General features: G+C 37.5%; 14 protein-coding genes. 2 read left to right on the plus strand and 12 right to left on the minus strand.

From position 1 onward, the window contains the following. Window positions 1-9 precede the first annotated feature (9 nt). Entirely contained in the window at window positions 10-3252 is a 3243-nt protein-coding gene (locus tag DKG77_RS05395; protein WP_109660916.1) for a VCBS repeat-containing protein, read from the minus strand. After that, window positions 3245-6550 (minus strand): VCBS repeat-containing protein, encoded by a 3306-nt coding sequence (locus DKG77_RS05400; RefSeq protein ID WP_109660918.1) that lies wholly within the window; start codon window positions 6548-6550, stop codon window positions 3245-3247. The genes DKG77_RS05395 and DKG77_RS05400 overlap by 8 nt, the downstream gene beginning before the upstream one ends. A gap of 183 nt (window positions 6551-6733) precedes the next feature. On the opposite strand from DKG77_RS05400, the gene DKG77_RS05405 reads away from it, so the two are divergent. Then, a complete protein-coding gene (locus DKG77_RS05405; protein WP_109660920.1) occupies window positions 6734-8320 on the plus strand; it encodes a solute:sodium symporter family transporter in 1587 nt (528 codons plus the stop codon). 28 nt (window positions 8321-8348) lie between these two features. Here the strand turns inward: DKG77_RS05405 and DKG77_RS05410 are convergent, their stop codons facing one another. The 5 genes from DKG77_RS05410 to DKG77_RS05430 form a co-directional block, all read right to left on the minus strand. Then, entirely contained in the window at window positions 8349-8816 is a 468-nt protein-coding gene (locus DKG77_RS05410; protein WP_109660922.1) for a monoheme cytochrome C, read from the minus strand. Between the two features lie 2 nt (window positions 8817-8818). Continuing rightward, entirely contained in the window at window positions 8819-10042 is a 1224-nt protein-coding gene (locus DKG77_RS05415; protein WP_109660924.1) for a sulfite oxidase, read from the minus strand. 8 nt (window positions 10043-10050) lie between these two features. Continuing rightward, window positions 10051-11595, minus strand: a complete 1545-nt coding sequence (locus tag DKG77_RS05420; RefSeq protein ID WP_109660927.1) for an SLC5 family protein — start codon at window positions 11593-11595, stop codon at window positions 10051-10053. A gap of 148 nt (window positions 11596-11743) precedes the next feature. Then, window positions 11744-12901: an LLM class flavin-dependent oxidoreductase gene (locus tag DKG77_RS05425; protein ID WP_109660928.1), complete on the minus strand. Its 1158-nt coding sequence runs from the start codon at window positions 12899-12901 to the stop codon at window positions 11744-11746. Between the two features lie 21 nt (window positions 12902-12922). Next, the gene (locus DKG77_RS05430) at window positions 12923-13813 is read right to left on the minus strand and encodes an aldo/keto reductase (RefSeq protein WP_109660930.1); all 891 of its coding nucleotides are present in this window, start codon (window positions 13811-13813) and stop codon (window positions 12923-12925) included. A gap of 125 nt (window positions 13814-13938) precedes the next feature. Here DKG77_RS05430 and DKG77_RS05435 point away from each other — a divergent pair, with 125 nt between their 5' ends. Next, a complete protein-coding gene (locus DKG77_RS05435) occupies window positions 13939-14481 on the plus strand; it encodes an NADPH-dependent FMN reductase (RefSeq protein WP_109660932.1) in 543 nt (180 codons plus the stop codon). Here DKG77_RS05435 and DKG77_RS05440 read toward each other — a convergent pair whose 3' ends face one another. The 5 genes from DKG77_RS05440 to DKG77_RS05460 all read right to left on the minus strand — a co-directional run bounded on the left by DKG77_RS05440 (window position 14482) and on the right by DKG77_RS05460 (window position 24646). Beyond that, window positions 14482-15480: a LacI family DNA-binding transcriptional regulator gene (locus DKG77_RS05440; RefSeq protein ID WP_109660933.1), complete on the minus strand. Its 999-nt coding sequence runs from the start codon at window positions 15478-15480 to the stop codon at window positions 14482-14484. It lies immediately after the preceding gene. A 54-nt stretch (window positions 15481-15534) separates the two neighbouring features. Continuing rightward, entirely contained in the window at window positions 15535-16467 is a 933-nt protein-coding gene (locus DKG77_RS05445) for a YeiH family protein (RefSeq protein WP_109660935.1), read from the minus strand. A 64-nt stretch (window positions 16468-16531) separates the two neighbouring features. Next, window positions 16532-19867, minus strand: a complete 3336-nt coding sequence (locus DKG77_RS05450; RefSeq protein ID WP_109660937.1) for a VCBS repeat-containing protein — start codon at window positions 19865-19867, stop codon at window positions 16532-16534. Between the two features lie 223 nt (window positions 19868-20090). Continuing rightward, window positions 20091-21626: a RagB/SusD family nutrient uptake outer membrane protein gene (locus tag DKG77_RS05455; RefSeq protein ID WP_109660939.1), complete on the minus strand. Its 1536-nt coding sequence runs from the start codon at window positions 21624-21626 to the stop codon at window positions 20091-20093. Window positions 21627-21643: 17 nt separating this feature from the next. After that, entirely contained in the window at window positions 21644-24646 is a 3003-nt protein-coding gene (locus DKG77_RS05460) for a SusC/RagA family TonB-linked outer membrane protein (RefSeq protein ID WP_109660941.1), read from the minus strand. Window positions 24647-24667: the final 21 nt, after the last annotated feature.

A 24667-nucleotide genomic window follows, 5' to 3' on the forward strand; every position in this document is an offset into this window, starting at 1 on the left:
TAAATAGTTTTATTTCTGTACCCTATATATTTGGGCTTTGTCATTATTAAGCGTTACTAAAAGATAGGTTTCTTTATTGGTTGTGATTATGTCTAGGTTCCTTATTGATTTCTGAGCAAGGTCCAAGCCCAGTTTATCACCCAAAATTATATCATTTTCATTAGTTATCAATGCTCCTGGGAAAGAATCGAATCTTCCTTGAAAAGGTGTAACCCCAAAGTAGTTTCCTGCGACTAAAACCTCGTTTTTGGAATCACCATCAAAATCATGGGATAAGAAGGATTTTATAGGCGATACCTGTAACTCTGCTTTGAAGGGCACAAAAGTGAATTTGTTATCTATATTCTTTAAATAACCAGAGCGCAGCTCATGAACTTCCAAGATTTTTGCTTTGTTAAGAATTGTCTTGTCAAAAAGTTGTTCCATGGTTTTCCCTGCAAAATCTTTATAGGCATTGAATTTTTTTCGGAGAAAAACTAATTGTCCAGATAATTCGTCTAGACCCAAAATAGGATAATATTCACCATTTTTATGAGTGGCAATGATTGTTTCGGTGCTTCCATTTTCATCAAAATCTGAAAAGAACATTTTCATCGGGGTCACTTCCGACGCGCTAAACTTTGAGTTTGACCCCCAATTACCAAGCAAGTAATCCATATCTCCATCTGAATCAATATCAAAGGGTTCAATGGTTTGCCAGAGACCTTTTAAAGGACTATCCAAAAGGTCAACTTCGTTAAAACTCCCGTTGGAATTTTTATAGAACCTAGGAGCCATCCATCCTCCTATTAAGATTAGATCACTAAGTCCGTCATTGTCAAAATCAGTCCAAACAGCATCCGTGATCATTCCGGCACTTTGCAATTGGGCATTTTCCATAATTGAAAAATCACCACCTTCATTTATGAGCATGTATGAATTGGGAATTTCTCCAAACTTAGATGTAACAGTATTACTGCCTACAAAAAGGTCTAAATCTCCGTCGTTATCAAAATCATTGGCTTTTACAACAGATGTATTTTCAAAGAAATCTGGTAGATTGGATTTTACATAAGATGTGTCGGTTTTAATAAAATAGCTATCTAGCAAAGGCTTGGCCTTTCCAGAGAAATCTGCGCCTCCTGAACCTAAAAACACGTCGTTTTTTCCGTCTCCGTTAAAATCCTTTATTAGTGCAACCACATCTTCCTTAACCGAGTCCTTTTGTAGCTCAGGAAATGTTTGCTCCACAAATGATGTATCCTGTTGGACATAGATCTTGGAAGGAAAGAATTTTGCTCCACCAAAAAATATATCTTCTTTTCCATCTCCATTCAAATCTCCTATGGCAGTGGCCGGACCTAAATCAGATACACGGTAAGGAATGAGCTTCTCTCTATTAAAGTCGATATGATTGTCCTCTATATGTGTAAAATCTACACCTAAATTATCATCTATTTTTTTGAAAAGCATTTTAGGTTCAATCGACTTGTAGCTAAAAGGTTTTGTGTTCTCTGGCCTTACTTGTAGAGTTTGATTGGTCGCGATGTCTACAAGAGTTTGATATGACTTATCTGGCCAAACAATTTTTAGCGAATCAACTTTTTGGGTATTCCCGTACCCAAAGTGTATAAGAGGTTCTGAGCTTGACTGAAACCCTCGACTGGTGTAGAGTTCTTTGTATTGAAGAGTACCCTTGTGATACGAATAAACTTTTGTTCCAATACCAAAGAGATTCTTTTCTCTAAATGTGAGTCGAATTTTTAGGTAGTTCGCACTTGTATTGGTCTTATTTACATAAATAGTGGCAGGTGCATTTATGTTATTGGCAACTAAATCCAGATCTCCATCGTTATCTAAATCTCCATAAGCGGTAGCTCCTGATATTAAAGTGTCTTTGGTAATCCAATTATCAGATTTATTTTCAAACTGGAGATTTGCACTTCCCTTAAAAACTGCATTAGGTAATGCCCCGGAAGGCATCATGTTAAGTGCTTCTTGATCTACGAGTTTTGTATTGTCCAGTTTCTTTTGGATCTGTTCGTTGGAAATAAAACGGATATAGTCCAAATCATTTGGACGTTTTGGAATTCCGTTGGAAACAAATAAATCCTGTTCCCCATCCTGGTCATAATCGCTAAATAGAGCACTCCAGCTCCAATCTGTGGCTGCAACTCCACTAAGTAATGCAGTCTCAAGATAATTACCGCCATGTTGGTTTACATAAAGCATATTTCTTGTAAACTGATAATGATACCCATAGCGCTCGGTCCTAAGTCGTTGAACTTGTATATTATCATCTCCTTCTGAAGATTTCAATGGAATTTCATCTTCAGGAAGCATATCTAAAGAGATTAGATCTGGCAAACCATCATGATTTATATCTGCAACATCACTTCCCATAGAGAATCTACTGGTATGTCCAAAGTGTTTTCTAAGACTTTCGGTAAACGTCCCATCACCATTATTTAAATAGTAATAATCGTCTTCATGAAAGTCATTCCCTATATAAAGGTCTGGATAACCATCTAAGTTAAAGTCGGAAACAGCTATGCCCAATCCATATCCATTTATTCCGCCATAAATTCCAGCTTCCTCACTGACCTCTGTAAATTTTCCGCCATCGTTTCTAAGCAGTTTGTCTCCTGTTTCAAAATTCCTTGTATAACGTAAATCTACTCTGCCAAATGACTCTTGGGTATGTACTGCATGGTTTAATAGATAAAGGTCCAAATCTCCATCAAGGTCGTAGTCCAAAAAAGCTCCAGAGGAACTATACGAGTCAAAATCCAATCCATATTTAGCGGCGCTTTCTGTAAAGGTGTTGTCCCCATTATTTATGAACAGTTCATTGTGACCCTCAAATCCATTAATGCCAACTACAGCGCACACATAAATATCTAAAAAACCATCCCCGTTTACATCTCCCATTATTGTACCGGTATTCCACGAACTCTTTCCTTGAATACCTGCGGTTTCTGATATATCTTCAAATTTTAAATCACCTTTGTTCAAATACAATGCGTTTTTCACTTGGTTTCCTGAAAAGAAAATATCCTGCAGGCCATCATTGTTGATATCCCCAATGGCTGTCCCCCCGCCATTATAAAAGTAGAGATAGTCCAAAATGTTCAAATCGTCTGATTCTGTAAGGGTATTGGAAAAGGAAACCCCAGTATCTTTGGCAGATGGGTTTGAGAAAAGCTCACCTTCTTTTTTTCCACAACCTAAAACAAATAGGAAGAGGAGAGATAAAGAAATGTATTTATTCATTTTGAGTTTTTTCTAAAAACAAAGGGGCGGAATTGTTAATCCCAATTATATAATATACCCTCTGGTTAATGATTATTTTTTTGATGCTCCTAGCTGGACCGGATATGTTAACTCCTACGTTTTTTGCCCATTGAAAACCGTTTTCTGCAAAACGCAAAAGTATGCCATGTGATGCATCCATCCTACCTAGTTGAGTGCTAATTTCATAGTTGTTGCCAACGGCAAGAATATCTTTATGGCCATCATTGTCAAAGTCATCCGCAACCATATCATTGATTGTTGAAACCTGTGCCATAATGGGTAGTTCAATTTTTTTGAATGTATTATCTCCAGTGTTTTCAAAATAACAGCTAGAAAGCTCATAAACCTTTTTCTGCTGTGCGTTTTTAAGATTCTTGGAACCAAATAGATCTTCCACAGAGGCTTTTGCAAAACTTTCATAAGAAAGGAACTTCTTATTTAAAAAGGGCATTTGTTTTACCAGTTCATCTTTGGAAGTGAACGGTGTTTCTTTTTCATTATAGAAATAGGTGACCAAAGGTTCTATAGAACCATTACTGTCAAAATCATAATTGTAAAGTGTAATCGGTTTTTTTATGGATGCTGTTAGTTTACTGTTGTTCCCCCAATTTCCTGCCACCAAATCCAAATCCCCATCGTTGTCAAAATCCTCGGCAACGATTGAATTCCAAAAACCATGGGTTTTATCCAATCCATTGTTTAAAACCAATTCCATTTTTTCACCATCGTTCATAAAAATTGAAATCGGCATCCAATCACCAACCGCAATAAGGTCTTTGAACCCGTTTCCATCCAAATCTGACCAAATTATATCTTTGACATTGCCTATGGTTTTAAGGTCAGGACAAATACTGGCGGTAACATCTTTAAAAACACCGTTTCCAGTATTTTTAAATAAATACTGTGTTGCAGTAGTTCCAAATTGCTGAGGTACTTGATCAGAAGTAATGCTAATGTCCGTATGGCCATCCCCATCAAAATCCACTGCGGCAACTTTAGAGGCATTTAGCTCCACTCCTTCAAATGCTTTGGAATCTTTTACATATGTACCATTTTGATTTAGGTAAAGCCTTGGTTGTATTCTATTAGAAGATTTAAACTCATTGCCTGCGCTTACTACCACCAAGTCTTGAAAACCATTTCCATTGGCATCAAAAAAAACATGCGAAATGTCTTCATTAAATGCATCTTCTGAAAAAACGTCTTCTTGTTCTTCAATAAATGAGCCATCAATAGTCTGAACAAAGAGTTTAGAGGGTTGAGCTTTTGCTCCAGAAATAAAAATATCTTGCAGGTCATCGTTATTTACATCTGCGACTGAGATTGAAGGCCCTTCATTTGTATTGGCAAAAAGTGCTAAGGGCGCCAGGTCAAAATCATAAGTGGGCTGTTCTTTATGAACAAAAGAAACTACGCTGTCCTTTTGTTCAAAAAACAAAGGTTGAGCCCCATTTCCTTTAGCATAAAAGTTGCCTTTTGCATTCTTTTCCAAAACATCTAGTCCACCTGAGTTAACTGATTTGAATTTTTGGTATTTTCCGCTGGGCCAAATAATGGTAAGAGAATCTAAAATTGAATCCTTGCCTATTCCTAAATGGAGCGTATTGGGAACAGCAGATAAATACCCCCTGCTCACAAAATTCTCTAGGGTTAATGTTTCGTTATTGGTATGTGCAATTAGCTTGACGCCTATACCGAACTTATTTTTTTTGCCTCCTTTTAAGGTTACTTTAATTGAGTTGTGATTTGGTTTTGAATTAAGGGTGTTTTCTAGAATATAAGCTTCATCATTAACATTGTTCACTACTAAGTCTAGGTCGCCATCATTGTCTAAATCAGCGTAGGCACATCCATTACTATATGAATTCTCTTTGATGGACCACGAATCGGTAACATCTTGAAAAGTGAGGTCGCCCTTATTTTTAAAGAAATAGTTAGGAACCTTTTTTTCTGGCAGTTCTTTGATGAAGGCCATTTCCTTTTCAGACATGCCCTCTTTAATTTGCTTTTGAATCTTATCATTCGCAATAAAGCTGATAAAGTCCATGTCATTGGTTGCACCTTTTATGCCATTGGAAATGAAAACATCTTTATGACCATCGTTGTCAAAATCAGCAAAAAGGGATCCCCATGACCACTCGGATGCAGAAATACCGCTCAAATTTGCAATTTCACTAAAGTTTGTATTTCCAAGATTAAGGTGTAGCGTATTTTGCATGTATTGTGGGGCAAAACCGTTCTTCAAATATTGTTGATATACAGGGAATGCATATTCCAATCCAGAAGTTTTATAGGTCTCTAAATTCTCCGGTAACATATCCAAAGAAATGATATCTGTTAATCCATCATTGTTAATGTCCGCAATATCATTGCCCATAGAGAAATGAGAAGTGTGGCCTAACTTGGTCTGGTCTTGAGAAATAACCTCTATAAAAGCCCCGTTCTTTTGGTTGATATAGAGATAGTCGTTTTCAAAAAAGTCGTTGCCCACATAAATATCTGGGTAACCATCATTGTTAACATCACTAACCCCTAAACCAAGACCATATCCAATACCGCCTTGAAAAATACCGGCTTCTTTTGAAACATCAACGAAGCTTCCATTGTCATTTCTATATAAAACATCACCAGAAAGAGAATCTATTTGCTTTCTCTTTACTCCTTTTCCATATGATCTATTTGGATTGACTGAATGATTGAGCAAATACATATCCAAATCTCCATCAACGTCGTAATCAAAAAATGCTGCTTGTGTTGAGAATCCTGAGAAGTCAAGATTGTATTTTGATGCTTCTTCTTTAAAGCTAGGCACTCCTTTGTCATCGATTCCTTGATTGACATAGAGTAGATTCTTTCCTTTTATTTTTTTGAAGTTTCCAACCTTACATATATAAATGTCTAATAATCCATCATTGTTAATGTCAACGTGGGTTACACCTGTTGTCCATCCATTGCTGTTGTTAATACCGGCCGTTTTGGTAACTTCTTCAAATTTAAAACCGCCTTTGTTTATGTAAAGCTTGTCCGCATTTTGGTTTGAGGTAAAATACAAATCTACTAGGCCATCATTGTTAAAATCCCCGGCAGCAACTCCTGCACCGTTATAGTAGTACAGATAGGTAAGAATATTGAGTTCTGGAGTATCCTTAAGCTCGTTTTTAAATGCAATGCCCGTATGTGCAGAAGTTCTTTTTTTAAAAAAGCTCTCCGTATGGTTTTTAGAACAACCACCGCCCAGTAAAATAACACTAAAGAAAATCCAGTAGATTCTTCCCATTTTATCAAAATAGGGGGTAAGATAACCATTCCCTTAGTAACAAAGAAAGCCGAATTAGTTAATGTTTTATAGAAATTTATGTAACATATTTTAATGATTATATGGTATCTTATATTAGTAATTGTTGTTTTGACAAATAATCCAATATATTTATAAGCTATAAACAAACTGAACTAATTTAATATGTTGGGAATATTGTCTTTTCTAGGCTTCACTCTTTTGGTTGGGGTGATAGCATACTTAGCAACACGAAAAACGGATGAACGTTCTTCAGATGGATATTTTTTGGGAGGACGTAGCCTAACCGCAGGAGTAATTGCTGGGTCCTTATTGCTTACTAATTTATCAACAGAACAGATAGTTGGGCTTAATGGCCAGGCGTATTCAGAAGGAATTTTAGTAATGGCATGGGAAACTTTGGCTGCCATTGCAATGGTCGTCACCGCTGTATTTCTTTTGCCAAGGTATCTTAAAAGTGGTCTCACTACAGTACCGCAATTTTTGAAAGATAGATATGATACTACAACAAAGACAATAACTTCTGTTTTGTTTCTAACCGGATATGTGGTGGTGCTTTTGCCCATTATTCTTTACTCTGGTTCTTTGGCAATAAGTACAATGTTTGACGTGCCCACTTTATTGGGAGTATCGGACAGTACGGCATTAAAAATATGTATTTGGGGAATTGGAATTATTGGCTCTATTTATGCAGTTTTTGGAGGGCTAAAAGCGGTAGCGGTATCAGACAGTATTAATGCAATTGGACTACTTATTGGTGGTATTTTAATCCCAATATTTGGACTATATGCAATAGGCGATGGAAGTGTATTTGCAGGGATAGATATTTTGTATGATGAAAATCCTGAAAAGTTTAATTCTATAGGGGATTCCTCTGCTTCGGTGCCCTTTGCAACTATTTTTACTGGAATGATGTTGGTACAATTGTTTTATTGGGGAACAAACCAGCAGATAATACAACGGGCATTAGGCGCAAAAAATTTAAAAGAGGGCCAAAAAGGTCTTTTGTTAGGGTCTTTTATTAAGATTCTGGGACCGCTTATTGTTGTTTTGCCAGGAATTGTCGCCTATCATATGTTTCAAGGAAGTCTGGAGGTTCCAGATCAAGCGTACCCCGCGTTGGTGAATAAGGTTTTGCCAGATTACTTAATAGGCTTTTTTGCGGCAGTTTTGTTCGGTGCTATTTTGAGTTCTTTTAACAGTGTTCTTAATAGTTCTGTAACCCTTTTTGGAATTGATATTTACAAAGAGCATATTAACAAAGAGGCACCAGAACTTACAGTGGTTAAATACGGAAAGATATTTGGAATTGTTTTGGCCTTGGCCGCCATGTTCATAGCACCATTGATTGCTAATGCCGGAAGTCTTTTTGCCTATTTGCAGGAAGTAAACGGTATATATAGCATTCCTATTCTTACGATTATTGTGGTGGGTTATCTTACCAAAAAGGTGCCTGCAATAGCCGCTAAAATTGGTATTGTTTCGGGTTCATTGCTATATATACTAAGTCAGTTTATTCTAAAACCTTTTGTGTTTGGTGAAGATAACTACCCTCACTTTCTTCATGTGATGGCAATACTTTTCGTTTTGAATATTTTGATTATGCTGTTGATTGGAAAACTTTATCCAAGAGAGGAGCCTTATGTGCAAAAATATACGGAACAGGTGGATATTCAGCCTTTTAAATATGTAAAAGAGGTTGGTATTGGAATATGTGTAGTAGTAATAGGAATCTATATCTATTTTGCATAAAGGGGATAGGATATTAAAAGGGAACAGCCTAGTCTTTTAGTGAATACCATTCAACATTGGTCAACACTTCCCTACGGCCTTTTTTCTGTGGGGCATAATTAATTGCTAGGTAATTGACAATAGCCTCTTCTTGATTACCCAGGTCCCATAAATTCTGGGTTTCCTGCATCCAACGAATAGTGGCTATCCAGCCTTCTTTGGTCATCCTATTTTGTGTGACCAGTTTGGCAGAATGGCAATTGGTACAATTCTGAATCACCTCTGCGAGTCCTTCTTCATCCACAAATCCTGTCTCCATATGAATCCCATTTTCAATTTTCCCCTCAACTTGTGGTATGGCTATTATTTCAGTTTCTTCAGGTTTATTGTGGAGAATAGAAGGATTCAAAGCCACATAAATAAATGCAAAAACAGCAATGCCAATTAAACCAAAAGCTATAATAAGCTTATGGTAAAGCCTGCGCACTTGTTGTTTGAATTTATTTTCGTGGGACATTGCTAAATCACCTTAATTGCAATTCTATGACAGGCATTGTTTAGATATCCTTTTGGATTCCAACCGGGCAACAGCATGGGTTGGCCATTGCCTTGAGAGTCAGTGGCCCTTGCCCAAACTTCATAATATCCTTTTTTTGGGAAATCGCTAATTTTTGCTGAGAAATGTTGCCATGCTAACCGGTTTACCGGTTTTTCAATTGTGCAGTTATTCCAAGTAGAACCAAAATCTACCGAATACTCCATCTTAGAAACTTCCAACTCACCTGCCCAAGCATGACCTCTAATGTTCAAGGATTGTCCCTCTTTGATCATAGCTCCAGACTTTGGGTAGGTAATCAATGACTTTACCGGCATAGATTCAATAATGCACATATCTTCATCGGCAACTTTTTCACCCGGAGCAACAGGTTCGCACGGCACACGGTAAGAAGTCCCGGTCATTTTGGCACCATCATGTTCCTTGTTCCTAACACTAATTCCATTTACCCACTTTCCAGATGTAGATGCTGGCCAACCACCTGAAACCAATCTTAAGGGATACCCATGAGCCAGCGGAATATCTTCACCATTCATTTGAAATGCAAGGAGTGTTTCATCTTGCTGGGCCTTAGCAATAGGAACGCCTCTAGAAATAGGTTCTTTTTCAGGATTCCTGCTCAAATGAATATCTGCAGCGTGATAGCCAATATATACTGCATCGCTTTTAAGCCCAACATCTTCCAATACATCCTTTAGCCGAACTCCGGTCCAATTGGCACAAGATACAGCGCCAATGGTCCATTGATTGCCCTTTGCTGGGGGATTGAATTCACTGCGTCCATTTCCACCACATTCTAGAGTTAATTGGTAGGTGTATTGTTGAAATTTGGTCTTTAATTCTGATAAGGAGTAGGTTTTTGGTTTTTTAACCGATTCCCCATCAATTGTCAAAGACCAGTTATTTACATCTATATTTTCTGGGATAAGGCCATTGTTCCTTATAAACATAAATTTATTTGGCGTGATCTTATCATCCAAGAGATGGGCTTTCGCTTCAATGTTCCATGGTTTTGTATTAAGAACCGTCATATCAGAATCCTTTTTAAACAATTTAAAAGGATCTGGGTCTTGAAGTGCCAATGGAGTGTAACCTAATGGGACCTCATGTCCAAAGACGATTTCGGCTCCAAGAATAGTACTAAAAGTACCTAAGGCTCCTTTACTAATGAAACTTCGTCTTTTCATTATCTACTTTAGTGAAATATGATATGTAATGCAATTAATGATAAAGCCATTCCAATACCAGCTTTGGCTAGCATGGGCGAAGCTGGTTCAGGCTTTAATTTATCTTTAATAAATCCAGTTCTAGACCCTAGCCAAACAATTGCAAATCCAATTAAAATAACCCACATGGCTCTAACAAAATAGTTCATGTCCGGGAAATATTCTAAAAAGAAGAACTGCAAAGGAACCGTGGCAGCAAAACCAAACAGCGCAACCCTGTGCTTAGGAAAGGCAAGGAACGCAGCGGCACTAATTAAGACCACAATACCACAATTAATAAAATACCTTAATTGATTAAGTGTATGTGTAAACGCAGCGCCTGGATCTTGAAATTTTAAATATAACAGTACGACACCGATAATAGAACCAGAAATAAAAGCTATTAATATGGCATTTTTTCCAGATCTAACCACCTGTTGGTCAGATGCTTTTTTATTCACATATACTTTGTAAATATCTATGGACCATAAGGTTGCCAAAGAGTTGAATGTAGAATCCACAGTACTCATCAATGAGGCAAACAAGGCGCACAAAATAAGACCTTTAACTCCTACTGGAAGGTAAGTGTTCACCAAATATGGAAAAGCAGCGTCTGGTTCTGGCAATCCATTTTCCCCTAAAATACCAACCAAGGCAATTCCTGGTAGAATAATAATGGCCGCCATAAAATACTTCATAAGCCCTCCAACCATTAATCCAATCTGAACATCTTTTAAACTTTTAGCAGCCAATGAGCGCTGAACAACGGATTGGTTTGCACACCAATAATTGATATTTAATAGGAAAGCTCCAAATATATGTGTCCATGGTAGCGTATCATGATCTGCCGGTAAGTGCAAATGCATCAAGTCACCTGTCTTAGTGTATAATTCGGACCAGCCTCCAAGATGATGTATTGCAATGAACAATACTACCACACCACCTGTCAAAAGAATTGCAAATTGAATAACATCTGTTCTAACTACAGCCGCCAATCCTCCAAAGTAAGTATAGGTTGCAGAGAAAAGCCCTAAGAAAACAATCAGTATTGCTATTCTCATTAATCTATCTTGATGTATAAAAGATAGGAAATCTCCAAAGACCAAATCTACCGAGTAAGCCCCCCAGAACAATGCAGCACCCAATGTAATAGTGGAGAACAAAAGAATATTGGAAGCTGAATACAACAAGGCAACTGTGCTGCCCAGTCTTGTTTTAATAAATTGGGTTATTGTTATGATCTTTTCCCTTAAATACATGGGAACAAAGATGAAAGCTGCCAATAACAGCCCTTGTATTGCATTGATTTCAAAATTTGCTTGTGCTAACCCATACAAATAGGCAGAACCCATAAAACCAAGGAATTGATACCCTTGGACATTGGTGGCAATAGTTGAGAACGCAATTGAAGGCCAACGCAGATTTCTTCCGCTTAGAAAGTATTCCTCTGTAGTAGCTTCTTTTGAAGTTCTTCCTGTAATCGCCGTAACGAATACAATAATAAAATAAGCACTGACAATTAGTAAATCGATCATAGACTATGTAATTAGGTAAGTTAATCCCATAGCACAAGAATCCAAGTTGTAATCTAACATAATTGGTTTGGTATTAGTGGTTGGTTATGGAATAGTTCTTAATTATGTAATATACTATTTTGTTTCTAAAATCAGCACTTAGAGCCTGTTAAATACGCACTCCGGCGCCTAAAGGACTCATTGGTTCTTCTTCTGATACTTTTCCTTGTGCCACCGGCATGGAAAATGTCTTTAAACGTGGCAAGACCAATTTGGCAAATCGCTCACATTCTTCCTTATGTGGATATCCCGAGAAGATAAATGCCCTAATCCCCATATCCATGTAACGATTGAGTTTTGCTACAATTTGATCAGGATTTCCAACAAGTGCAGCCCCGCATCCAGAACGCCCTCTACCTATTCCTGTCCACATATTTGGTTCTACATAACCATCATCTTCAGCAATTTCGCGCATTTCTGCCTGTCTACTAACACCATACGATTTTGCATCCAGAGCTCTTTCTCGCATTTCTTTTCCTTGTTCTACGCCTAATTTTGAAACAATACTGTCCGCGTATTCCCTTGCTTCTTCCTCGGTTTCTCGAACAACTACATGAACCCTAAGTCCAAAATCTACTTTTCTACCATAACTGGCAGCTTTGGCGCTCATGTTTTTCATTAATTTTCTTAGATTCCCTTCGGTTTCTGGCCACATTAGATAAACGTCGCAATGCTCGGCACATAGGTCTACCGCTGCTGGGGAATACCCGCCAAAATAAAGTAAAGGCCCACCATTTTGATAAGGTTTAACAGGATCAGATGATAGTTTCATGTTATAGAATTGACCTTTGTGGTCAATCTCGTCTTGTGTCCACCCTTGTTTAAGGATCTCTATAACTTCTCTTGATCTTTGATAACGGTCTTCAGAAGACATTTCTTCGCCAGGAAGAGGAGAAGAGATAATATTGATAACAAATCGACCTTTAAGAATATGGTCGATAGTCGCCAACGTTCTTCCCAACATTGGAGGGTGAATTTCCCCACAACGCACAGCAGCCAATAAATTGATTTGCTTTGTCATAGGGCCAACAGCTGCAACAAAAGGCAGAGTATCCTGCCCAACCTGATATGAAGAGGGACATAAAATATTTCTGAACCCGTTTTTGTCCGCAGTCAATAATATTTCAGATGTATTTTCAAATGTACTTTTGTGGTCCATGCTACGCTCGCCCAAATAGCGATCATCACCGTTGCAAATTGGAGCAAACCATGATACTTCTGCTCCTTCTAAATGTGGAGACCTAATTTCTATTTTGGAATTTTCCATTTCTCTTTCTTTATATTTTGTTTAATCTATTTCTCTTCCTAAGGCGGATTCCCAGAGCATATACCATTCTTCATGAGTCAATGATATATCCAATGCTTTATGTGCTGCCTGGATACGTTCAAGTTTTGAAGTTCCCAATACCGGAACTATACCTGCAGGATGCTTTCTAAGCCAAGCATAAAGAATCTGATCTGTTGCTGCGTTATATTTTTTCGCTAATACAGCTAAGATTTTTTGAATGTTCTTGATTTTACTGTCCTTACTATCTTTAAAAAGCACCCCCCCACCCAATGGAGACCAAGCAGATGGGATTACCTTAAGTTTTTGACACTGATCCAAAGTGCCATCTTCAAAAGCGTTTCGTTGTAAAAGTGAAATTTCAACTTGATTGGTAACTAATGGAGTCAATGAGTTTAGCAATTCAAATTGCGAAGGTGAAAAATTTGAAACACCAAATGCCAATACTTTACCCTCCTTTTTCAATTTTGAAAATACCTCAGCTATTTCATGAGGGTCAAAGAGGTAATCTGGTCTATGCATCAGCATTACATCTATATAATCCGTTTGTAAACTGGTCAATGATTTCTCTACGGATGCTTCTATATGACTTGCAGTTAAATCATATGACTTTATTTTATGCTCAGGTCGATTCCCAGAAATCAACTTTATTCCACACTTGGTGGTAATCCGCATTTTTTTCCTTAGATCTTTTCTGGATTTTAGTACACTGCCAAAATCTTCTTCAGTGGTGTAATGTCCATAAATGTCCGCGTGGTCAAAATCAACAAGGCCTAAATCCAAGCACCCTTCAATGAAGTGTTCATATTCGGATGTGGAAAGATTACTTCCCCATGACCCCAGTCGCATTGTGCCGATTATATATGGCGAAATACTGTCTTTTGTCAGTTTCATGTACATTTAATGATAGCTGTTAATGGCCAAATTTAAATAAATTAATGATAAATGTAAACGTTTACATTATAAAAATTCATAATTTTACCCCATAAATATTAAGTTTAATTTCTTTTGTCATATAAATGATTACAATTATCTCAGGATCCAATAGAAAAAACAACAAAACCTTGCACTTTGCGAAATACGCTTTTGAAAAACTTCGGTTAGAAGCAGAGGGCCAAGTAAGATTTTTGGATTTGTCAGAACTTGAAGGAAATGTTGTTTATGAAAACATGTACAAAGATTCTGATCAGCCCAAATTGATTCAGCACATTCAGGATACTTATTTCATACCATCCACTAAATTTTGGTTTTTTATTCCAGAATATAATGGTAGTTACCCAGGTATTGTAAAGTTGCTTTTGGATGCAATGTCCGTTAGGGAATACAAGTCGAGCTTTGCAGATAAAAAAGCTTGTATTACGGGAATAGCGTCAGGAAGAGCTGGTAATTTAAGAGGAATGGATCATTTGGCAGAAGTATTGAACCATTTGGGAATTCATGTTCATCCAAATAAAAACCCTATTTCCTCTATTTTTAAGTTATTGAATGCTGAAGATAACTCGCTCAACCAAGATACCGAGGAAACTATTCAGAAACAGGTCCGTCAGATTTTGGAATTTTAACTAGCTGGTAGAATCACGTACTATTAATCTTGGCAATAGTACCTTGGTTTGAGGGTTAATATTTTTATCCTGTAGATTTTTAATTGCCAAATTGGCGGCCAATTCTCCCATTTGCGAGCATTCCTGATCTATTGTACTAATTTTTGGCTCGGTTAAATTGGTGAAATCAGCATTGCCAAAAGCAATAAGCTTAACCTGCTCTGGAACAGATACGTCTAATGTTTTAAGAAGATTTAGAGCATGCAGTCCAATTTCATCACCAAATGCAAAAACCCCATCGATGTTTGAATTGGCATCAAATGTTTTTTGAAGTATGCCTATATCATTTTGTACATCTGCATTTAGCTCAATAATGGAATATTTAATGTTTTTATGCCTGCTTTTTAAAATAGCATCAATAAACCCTTTTCGCCTTTTGTCAAAAATTGAAACTTTAGGGTCGCCTGCAATATGAACAAGGTTTCGGCAACCTTGATCAATCAAGTGCTCCGTTGCTAAAATTGCGCCCCTATGATCATCTAAGGTTACAGAGTTTATGTGCTCCAGGTTAGGAACTCTATCAAAAAAGATTACCGGTACTTTGCTATCCAATATTTTTTGAACAAGAGAAAAGTCTGTTGTTTCCTTAGAAATGGAAATTAGTATACCTTCAACTTTTAGCTTTAAAAAAGAATTTAAAGCTTCATTTTCTTTTTCTTGTGATTCATGGGATTGCGAAATAATGATATTGTACCCAGAGTCACTGACAATTTTCTCTATGCCATTAATAATTCCACTGAAAAAGAAGTTGTTCACCTCTGGCACAATAACACCGAGGATTTTGCTTTTTCCACTACGCAGTGCGGCTGCCATGATATTGGGTTGGTAATCCAATTCTTCGGCAGCTCTAAGTACTTTTTCCCTTGTTTTTGGGGATACCAGATGACTTTCATTGAAAACTCGTGAAACAGTAGCTAATGATAGTCCTGTAATTTTGGCGATTTCTTTTATTCCGGCCATATAAATCAACCATTAAGATTGTTCATCATCTTTTTGATAGAATGATCAAAAAGATTAGATGTAATTTAAAACATAAAGTAAGGATACAACACCCAAAACTATCCAAGTAAAAATACCAACAATTAAAATATTGAAACCAAGTTTTTTAAGTTGTGCAATATTAATTTGCAGACCAATTAGGAAAAGTGTAAAAATCAGTGCTTTTCTAGCAACCCAAACAATGTGCTCACTGAAAAGTTCCGCTGATGGGATGTATGAATTGATGAGCATAGCCCCGATAAAACCAAAAATAAACCATGGAAAGGTAAACTTCTCTTTAGAATTTGAACCAAAGGAGATAATCAAAACCAAAGGTATTATCCATAAAGTTCTTACTAGTTTTGTAGTGGTGGCGACATTTAACGCCATTTCTCCGTACACTTCAGCAGCACCCACAACTGAACTTGTATCGTGAATTGCAATGGCGCTCCAAGTTCCAAATTGCACTTGGCTTAGTTCAAAATAATGACCTATATAGGGAAAAATAAACAACGCTATTGCGTTAAGTAAAAATACTATGGCTAGTGAAATTGAGGTTTGGGACGAATCCGCCTTTAGGCTTGGACTAACGGCAGCAATTGCACTACCTCCGCAAATTGCGGTACCTGAGGCTACTAATATGGTCGTAATTCTCTCTGATTTGAGAATTTTTCCTACTGCAAATGCAATTATAAAAGTACAGACAATGGTTATAAGAGTAATGAAAAAGCTATTGGAACCTACTTCGATGGCCTGTTTCATATGAATACCAAAACCTAAACCTACAACAGATAATTGCAACAAGGTTTTTTGAAACTTCTTGCTGTTTTGAACAATATCTTGGTCAGCAATTTTGAAGATTCCACAGATCATACCAACGGCCAAAGCCAAAGCAGGGGATATAAACCCTAAAAGGGTTCCCACCAGCACTAGGGCAACTAATATGTATGTGACTGTTTTTGAAAGCATTCTGAACGAACGCAAAACTACAAATAAAAATGAAAACGTTTACATTTTATTTATATACTTCAAACTACCTATTGTAGCTATAAATTTTCGGTTTGTCATTATTGATGCCTACAAAAAGAAACTCTTTACCTTTAGCGTCCTTAAAAGGAAGAAGATGCTTGATTTCACCTTTTACATAAAACCCAGATTCATTATATGGTAACCATTTGAAATCACCATTTTCTTCTGAAAGCAAGACGCTACCGTAGCTAGCGTCGAGTCTACTGTATTGTGGTTTAAAATCATAATTGTTACCTCCTAATATAATATCAACTCTACCATCGTTATTAACATCTGTGCAATTGATGTCGCATACACATGAAAATTGGGTCTCTTTTGGCAAGCGTTTTATCTTAAAATTTCCATTTCCATCATTCAAGGCTATTATACTTTCTGTGGTATTCACCTCTTTTAAAATAGAACTTTTTAGAATATCAGGATCAAGAAGCTCATCAATGCTCTTTGTGGCATAATCTGAAAATTTGAGATTTTGTTTCTTTAGGGAAACGAGTTGGTTGGTGAGTTCTCGTTTCATAGAAATAGGAACATCTCTATTTTCAACACTTCTTGTCACTATTTGTTCAATAGTTCCGTTGTTATCAAAATCGTTGATGAATATTTTGGACGGAGCTTCGTTTGTACCACTATACACCGAATTACTTCCTTGGTTACCAAGTATCAAATCAATATCTCCATCATTATCCAAGTCTTTAGGATAAACTGTATTCCACCAGCCAAGTAAACTGTCCAATGAATTGGCTAAAGGACTAAGTCTTCTTCCATTGTTCTTGAAAATTTTGGGCGACCCCCAATCAGTGGTTAGAATAAGGTCTTTTTTTGAATCTCCATCAATGTCTGCCCATTCAGCATCTGTAAGCATTCCAACATTTTTTAAATGAAAAGCCTTACTTTCTGTTACATCAGAAAAGTTTCCGTCGCCATCATTTTGTAACAGCAAATGTTCAGGGTTTACCCCATAAATACCGGGAACACTTCTACTCCCAATAAATAGGTCCTGGTCACCGTCTGAATCAAAATCATATGGTGCTATTACCGAGATGTTGGTATTAAGGCTTTTCAAATTATTTGGCCCTTTTGAGAAATTTCCTTTTCCGTCGTTTATATAAATCCTATTCATATAATTTTTGGCATCACTTGGGATATTGCCCCCAGAACCAACAACCAAATCCATATCGCCATCCCCTTCAATATCCAAGAATGCAGAGGCAGTATCTTCAAAAAGGCGGTCGGCTCTAAACACATCTTGTACATAAGCCGGTTTAAGTACTCCATTGCCGGAATGTAAATAGATTTTTGCTGGATTTCCTTTTGCACCTCCAATAAACACGTCTTCATTTCCATCATTATTAATATCAGCTATAGCAATCGTTGGGCCTTCTTGCGAGAGCATTTTTGAGATTAAGCCTTCATAATCAAAATCTATATGCTTGTCCTCTATATGAGATGTAATTTGTGTGCCTATTTCATTTAAAAAGGGCTGTTTGTTTTCTAGATTATTTCGAAACTTGGATGTGGCATCTATTTGTTTTAGGATTAAAGTAGTATTTGCGTTAACGTTCTTAAGAACCTGCATCATGTCATTTGGCCATATTACCCTTAGAGAATCTATCTGTGCGTTCTGTCCAAGGCCTATTGTCATTTCATAAGCAACGGAAGACTGAAAACCTCTTGAGGGAATTAGCTCTTGTCTAAGGATTTCATTGCCCGTAAAAAGCTCTACAATACTTCCAACGCCAAAGGTGTTGGGAGCATCTCCTTTCAATGTCACTTTTAGGTGATTGTTTGAGTTCTTTTCCGCGTTGTTTTTGTAAACAAAAAGCTCTTGATTAACGTTATTCACAATAATGTCCAAATCTCCATCATTATCCAAATCTCCATATGCTGCTCCATTGGAAAAACTGGGTGTATTTAGTCCCCAGTCTTCAGAAGAATTTGAAAAAGTCAAATCTCCATTGTTTTTAAATGCATAGTTTGGAATAGGGGTAGATGGCATAGCATTGATTACTTCATTTTTTTGATCTTTGTTTCCATAAACGGCCGTTTGTTGCCTTGTAACATCTTCAAAAAAGTCAATAAAGTCCTGATTGGTCAAATCATGATAAATACCGTTACATACATAGATGTCCCGATAGCCATCATTATCCATATCAAACAACAAAGCACCCCAACTCCAGTCCGTTCCAGAAACCCCACTGTAATTTGCAATTTCTGAAAAGGACCCTCCTTGGTTTAGTTGAAGGGTATTCTGCATATATTGGTAGTAGTAATCATTTTGAAGCTTACGTTGATGGGTATCAAAAGTTTCAAAAGTGGTTGTGTTTTTGAGGCGCTCATCTCCTTCTGGAAGCATGTCCGTGACAAAAATATCTGATTTCCCATCATTGTTTACATCTGCCATATCCGCACCCATTGAGAAAAGGCTGAGATGGTTGGCCCAATCTTTTATGCTCTCTTTAAAAGTCCCATCTTGATTATTGATGTATAAATAATCATGTTCAAAGAAATCGTTTGAAACATATATATCTGGATAAAGGTCATTGTTTATGTCACCAATGGTAACCCCCAGGCCAAAACCAACAAGGCTTCCATAGATATTTGCTTCTTCACTGACATTTGTGAATATTCCATTGTCATTTCTAAAAAGTTTATCGCCCCCACCTTTTATCTCTTCAATCACGTTCCAGTCTTCTGCTCGTAAATCACGTTTGTTTTCATACCCCAAACTCGCAACAGGTATAAAGCTGTTATTGAGCATGTATACATCAAGGTCCCCATCTTTATCATAATCAAAAAATGCAGCATGGGTGGTAAACCCACTATCAGCTAAATTGTAGTGTTCTGCTTTTTCTGTAAAGGATAAGTCGCCATTATTAATGAAGAGCTCATTCTTTTGATCATCCCCTTTAATATTCCCTGCATTGCACACATAAATATCGAGTAAACCATCTGCATTGATATCGACCAAAACAACTCCGGTGGACCAAGCTTTGGTGCCAGAAACTCCCGCGGAATCAGTGATATCCTGAAAAGTAAAATCACCTTTATTAAGAAAGAGCTTGTTTTTTTTTCGGTTGGCGGTCAAATAAATATCTGGAAAGCCATCATTATTGATGTCTCCTATGGCCACACCACCTCCGTTATAAAAATTACGGTACAGGAAAATATTAAAATCCTCTTCGTTTTCAATAGTGTTGATAAACGATATTCCTGTTTGAGTGCTATCCAAAGCTGTGAAAAGATAATTGCTGGAACCAACATTTTCTTTCGTATTCTTTTTTGAACAGGAAATAGAGGTTAAAATGATAAGGAATAGAAAATAACCGGAAAGTCTATTTAGCATCAGATTTAGTATAAGTTTGAATGTTTCAGTGTTGTTATTATACCGTTTAAAGTTTACGGTTAAGAAGAAATCTAAATATAATATATACTGCTTCGAATGTAATTAATTAGCGTTGATTTTCATAATGGTTGGCTGATATTAACTATTATTAATGCTAAAAAAAGAATAAAAAAAGAGGGCAGTTTATATGCCCTCTTTTAAAATTAAATATATTGATAAACTACTAGTAACCTTCGTTCTGCACTAAATTTGGGTTGGTAGCAATTGCTGTAGATGGAATAGGATACTTATTCCTAAAATCATCTTGTACAGTCTTGAGCTCCCAAGTGCCTGAAAAAGCACCAAACCGTACTTGATCCTGACGCCTCCAATTTTCAGCATTAAGCTCTCTCATACGAATGTCCAACATATCATCTAAAGAAACAGAACCCAATGCGGCTGCATTTGCTCTTAACCTGATGTTGTTAATATCAACCAAAGCGGTATTTGGTGAACCACTTCCTCCACGCAAGGTAGCTTCGGCACGCATTAAAACGGCATCTGAAAGCCTAAAAAAGACTTGGGTATTTGAAGGAGTTGGCAATCCATTAGCACCTCTTTGAGGGTATTTTGTAACCCTAAGCCCAGTTCTTTCATTGTTTACCTCTAAACTTTGTAAAAGTTCATTTTCATAAACCAAGGGGTTGCCTTGACGGTCAAAAAACTGTTCACCATCACCAGTTAGTTGCTGACCTCTAAGGTATCCTACAGAAACTCCATTTACTTCAGGACCTGGGAGTCCAATTCTAGCATCTTCTGCTGGATCTTCTGTACCAAACAAACGGAAATTCTCCGTTAAGGTCACGAAACCGTTCCAGCCAGTTTGATTAGGGTGCAACATATTGAAAACCCTATTTCCTGAAAAGGTATCCAATGCCCAAATAACTTCTGAATTCCCTACGGACAAATCCCAAATATCAAAATAACCGTTAGGGCCAGTACCCGGATCCAGTTCAAAACCTAAATCTTCTATAGCGTTGACATCGGCAATTACTGAATTCATATCTCCTGGGGTTCCTGTAAAGGCTTCACCATTCAACTGTAGCTTGGCACGTAGCATTCTTGCCATTGCTTCACCAGCTTGAAAAATATCACCATCAGGACCATGACTTGATAAATTACCACTAGAAAGGGCAGTATTAATATCATCAAGGATAAAAGCGAATGCAGCTGATGCATCCAATACTTCTGGAAACACATCGACTCCATCATTTACTCCTCTAAAGGGTACTTGACCAAACCAATCTAAAATCCAGAACATATTAAAAGCTCTTAAAACACGTGCTTCGGCAGCAATACCAGCCGGTGCAGCTGATGCAGGGTCCAATAACTGTGTAGCAGCTAAAACTTGTGCGTTTCTATTGTTCCAAGCATTTAAAACATAGTTGTGTTGGGCGTCCCAAGTGTGATTGTGAAGGGTTCTCCATATACCATTATCACTCCAGTCAACACCACGAGTCAATACAGCGATTCCATCTGCACTTACTTCCATCAGGGCATATTCATTTGCCTGATCGCCCATGTTTTCAATGTTATTATAAAGTGCTTCCAAAGAGTTGGTTGGACTGGAAACACCTCCAAAGGTCCCTTCTTCCGATTCAATTGATACTGAGTCGCCGAAGTTGGGCTCCAGATCTGTACATGCTTGTCCAAGTACTAAAGCGCTAGCAACGCCAAAATACTGAACAAGTTTTTTACTAAACATTTTTTTTCTCATCATTTTGAATTTTTTTTATATTAAAAGCTTGCATTAAAGCCTAATGAAATAGTTGTTGGTCTAGGAAATGCTGTCAAGTCTATACCTAAAGAAGGTACATTATTTAGTTGCCTGTTAACTGAAACCTCCGGATCTTGTCCGCTATAATCTGTAATTACAAAAAGGTTTTGAGCATTGGCAAAAACTCTTAAACTACTAAAGATACTATTTTCAGATAATGGGAAATTGTGCCCTATAGTAACATTTTGTAATCTTAGGAACGATCCGTCTTCCAAGAAACGAGTGGAAACTTCAGCTGGATTAAACGGATTTTCTACTCCTATGAAAGGAAGTACATCTGCAGTAACATTTCTACCTTGAGAAAGGTTACCAATGGTAAAGAATGCATTTCGGTTGTTGCTATAGATAGATTGACCGAATTGCCCATTGAAGAAGATGCTTAAATCCCAATTCTTATATCTGAAATTCTGAGTTATACCCATTGTAATATCCGGCAATGCACTTTCGCCAACAAAAACTTGGGCACCATCATTTGCAAAGATATTACCGCCATTTTCATCAAGTCCTTGGAATTCCCTTGTGAAAAAGCTAAATAGCGGTTGTCCATTGGCAATACGTTGTGCAAAAGCACCTGTTAAACCTGGACCATTAATTTGCCCTGTATCAATCGGAGGACCATCATAGTTTTCAATAACATTATCGTTGTACCCCATGTTGAAATTAAAGTCCCAAGTGAAATCTTCTGTTTCAACCGGAATCACGTTCAAATTAAGTTCAGCCCCGTTATTCTTAATATCTCCATCAATGTTTTGAAAAAAGAAAGGCTGTACTGCCGGTTGGGCACTCTGGATTTGTAAAAGAAAATCAGTGGTCGTTTTGTTATAGTATTCTACAGAACCGGTAATTCTACTATCCAAAAATGCAAAATCGATACCTATGTTAATCTGCTCGGTCTCTTCCCATTTCAAATCAGGATTGTCAAAGGTTACGATTCCAGCAGACGCAGGAGTAAATACACCTCCATTATTAATGCCTCCAGCATTGGGTCTACCACTACCACCAGGAGGGTTTTCTCCAAATCGTTCACGTTGGGTAAACTGGTTTGACCCAACTCCTTCTTGGTTACCTACAACCCCATAGGCTGCTCTTAGTTTAAATCTGTCGAAAAACTCTGGAAACCAGTCTTCTTCTGACATTGTCCAAGCAGCACCAATTGCACCAAATGTTCCATATTTATTGTTGCCACCAAAACGTGAGGAACCATCAATTCTTACGGTACCAGAAAAGTTAAATTTGCCGTCCATTGAGTAATTTCCCCTTGCAAAGAAAGACTGTAATTCATCACGAGTTAAAGATGAGTTGAGAGCAAAAGTTTGAGCAGCTGCAATATTGTTGACCATTTGGAAAAGATCGTTGGTTCTGAATGCTGCGGCCTCTACAAAAATGGTCTCAGCAACGAATTCTTGGTATGAATGCCCAATAGTGGCAGACAATATATCATCACCAAACTCTTTGTTAAAACTAAAATATGATTCCCATGTGCTGTTGGTCAAATCAATTTCATTTAAAACGGCTCTACCTACACCCAAGGTTGAAGCAGAATTAAACAGTGGTGAAATAGCAGAGTAAGCAGAAGAAGAAGATTTATCTAGACCAATCGATGTTTTAAAACTGATGTTATCTGAAAACCTGTACTCTGCACTTAAATTAATTAAAGCTCTTAAGGTACTGGATGCGTTTCTGGATAATTCCAAAACGGCCACTGGATTTCTTGTCTCAAAAGTGGGCTGGTTAAAGGATCCGTCAGTGTTTAGAATCGGTCGTGTTGGATTAAAGGCCCAAACTGTAGAAAGCAAATCTCCCCTTGCATTTGGACTATCTGTAATTGGAGGTCTTTGGGCCTCTATGTTTGAGATAGTTGCTTGGGTTGACAATGTTAGTTTATCATCAAAGAATCGTTGAGTTGCATTAATACGCGCAGTGAGTCTATCAAAAGTACTATCCTCTACTTCACCTTCTTGGTCCTGATACCCGAAAGACATCCTGTAACTACCATTTTCTCCACTTGATCCATAAGAAAGATTATAGTTTTGAGTGAAGGAAGTTCTATAAATTTCATCCTGATAATCGTTTCTGGCTCCAAAATCCTGTCCCGTTGCACCCAAATCTGATTGAGCTTGCAAAAATTGATCTACAGACAGCAGATCTAATTGATTTGGAATATATCCTATAGAATATGTGGATGAGAATTCAAGAATTCCTTTTTGCGATCGCCCACCTTTGGTAGTTATGAGGACTACACCATTAGCTCCACGAGAACCATAAATAGCGGTTGCCGAAGCATCTTTAAGAATGTCAATACTTGCGATATCATTCGGATTTAAAAAACTTAATGGATCAAGTGCTGCTGCATCACCAAAAGGGTTTGTTCCTCCTCCTGTTCCAGCAGATGTACTAGCTCCACTCAATGGAATACCATCGACCACATATAAAGGGTTGTTATTGGCTCGTACAGAGGCAGTACCCCTAATTCTAACATTTACCGCGGCACCGGGCTCACCCGTGGTGGCTGAAATCTGTACACCAGCCGTTTTACCTTGGATCAATTGTTGTGGGTTTACAATTACACCCTTGTTAAATTCTTCGGCCTTTACACTTTCAACAGCACCAACAGAAGTTCGTTTTGTTTGTGTACCATAACCTACTACAACAACTTCATCCAATTCGTTGGCATCTTCCTGTAAAACAACATTGATTGTTGTCTGTCCATTTACAGCAATCTCTTGCGAAGAGAAACCAATGTAACTAAAAACGATAACTGCATCAGCAGCAACGTCATTTATGGTATAGTTACCGTCAAAATCAGTCTGCGTACCATTGGTTGTTCCTTTGACAACAACACTAGCTCCTGGTAAGGGACCGTTTGCATCTGAAACAGTACCAGACACTGTCTGAGCCTTCGCTATACCAAAGCACACAAATGCCCCCAATAACAAAAAGCTTTTAAGTAGCGTAATCTTCATAAATAATTAATTTTAAGTTTA

The organism is Flagellimonas aquimarina (genome assembly GCF_003149745.1).
Lineage (GTDB): Bacteria > Bacteroidota > Bacteroidia > Flavobacteriales > Flavobacteriaceae > Flagellimonas > Flagellimonas aquimarina.

What these genes read in the sequence shown, in the direction of transcription:
- DKG77_RS05395 (WP_109660916.1), bottom strand. Translation starts at nt 3,252, where the DNA reads ATGAATAAATACATTTCTTTATCTCTCCTCTTCCTATTTGTTTTAGGT.
- DKG77_RS05400 (WP_109660918.1), bottom strand. Translation starts at nt 6,550, where the DNA reads ATGGGAAGAATCTACTGGATTTTCTTTAGTGTTATTTTACTGGGCGGT.
- DKG77_RS05405 (WP_109660920.1), top strand. Translation starts at nt 6,734, where the DNA reads ATGTTGGGAATATTGTCTTTTCTAGGCTTCACTCTTTTGGTTGGGGTG.
- DKG77_RS05410 (WP_109660922.1), bottom strand. Translation starts at nt 8,816, where the DNA reads ATGTCCCACGAAAATAAATTCAAACAACAAGTGCGCAGGCTTTACCAT.
- DKG77_RS05415 (WP_109660924.1), bottom strand. Translation starts at nt 10,042, where the DNA reads ATGAAAAGACGAAGTTTCATTAGTAAAGGAGCCTTAGGTACTTTTAGT.
- DKG77_RS05420 (WP_109660927.1), bottom strand. Translation starts at nt 11,595, where the DNA reads ATGATCGATTTACTAATTGTCAGTGCTTATTTTATTATTGTATTCGTT.
- DKG77_RS05425 (WP_109660928.1), bottom strand. Translation starts at nt 12,901, where the DNA reads ATGGAAAATTCCAAAATAGAAATTAGGTCTCCACATTTAGAAGGAGCA.
- DKG77_RS05430 (WP_109660930.1), bottom strand. Translation starts at nt 13,813, where the DNA reads ATGAAACTGACAAAAGACAGTATTTCGCCATATATAATCGGCACAATG.
- DKG77_RS05435 (WP_109660932.1), top strand. Translation starts at nt 13,939, where the DNA reads ATGATTACAATTATCTCAGGATCCAATAGAAAAAACAACAAAACCTTG.
- DKG77_RS05440 (WP_109660933.1), bottom strand. Translation starts at nt 15,480, where the DNA reads ATGGCCGGAATAAAAGAAATCGCCAAAATTACAGGACTATCATTAGCT.
- DKG77_RS05445 (WP_109660935.1), bottom strand. Translation starts at nt 16,467, where the DNA reads ATGCTTTCAAAAACAGTCACATACATATTAGTTGCCCTAGTGCTGGTG.
- DKG77_RS05450 (WP_109660937.1), bottom strand. Translation starts at nt 19,867, where the DNA reads ATGCTAAATAGACTTTCCGGTTATTTTCTATTCCTTATCATTTTAACC.
- DKG77_RS05455 (WP_109660939.1), bottom strand. Translation starts at nt 21,626, where the DNA reads ATGATGAGAAAAAAAATGTTTAGTAAAAAACTTGTTCAGTATTTTGGC.
- DKG77_RS05460 (WP_109660941.1), bottom strand. Translation starts at nt 24,646, where the DNA reads ATGAAGATTACGCTACTTAAAAGCTTTTTGTTATTGGGGGCATTTGTG.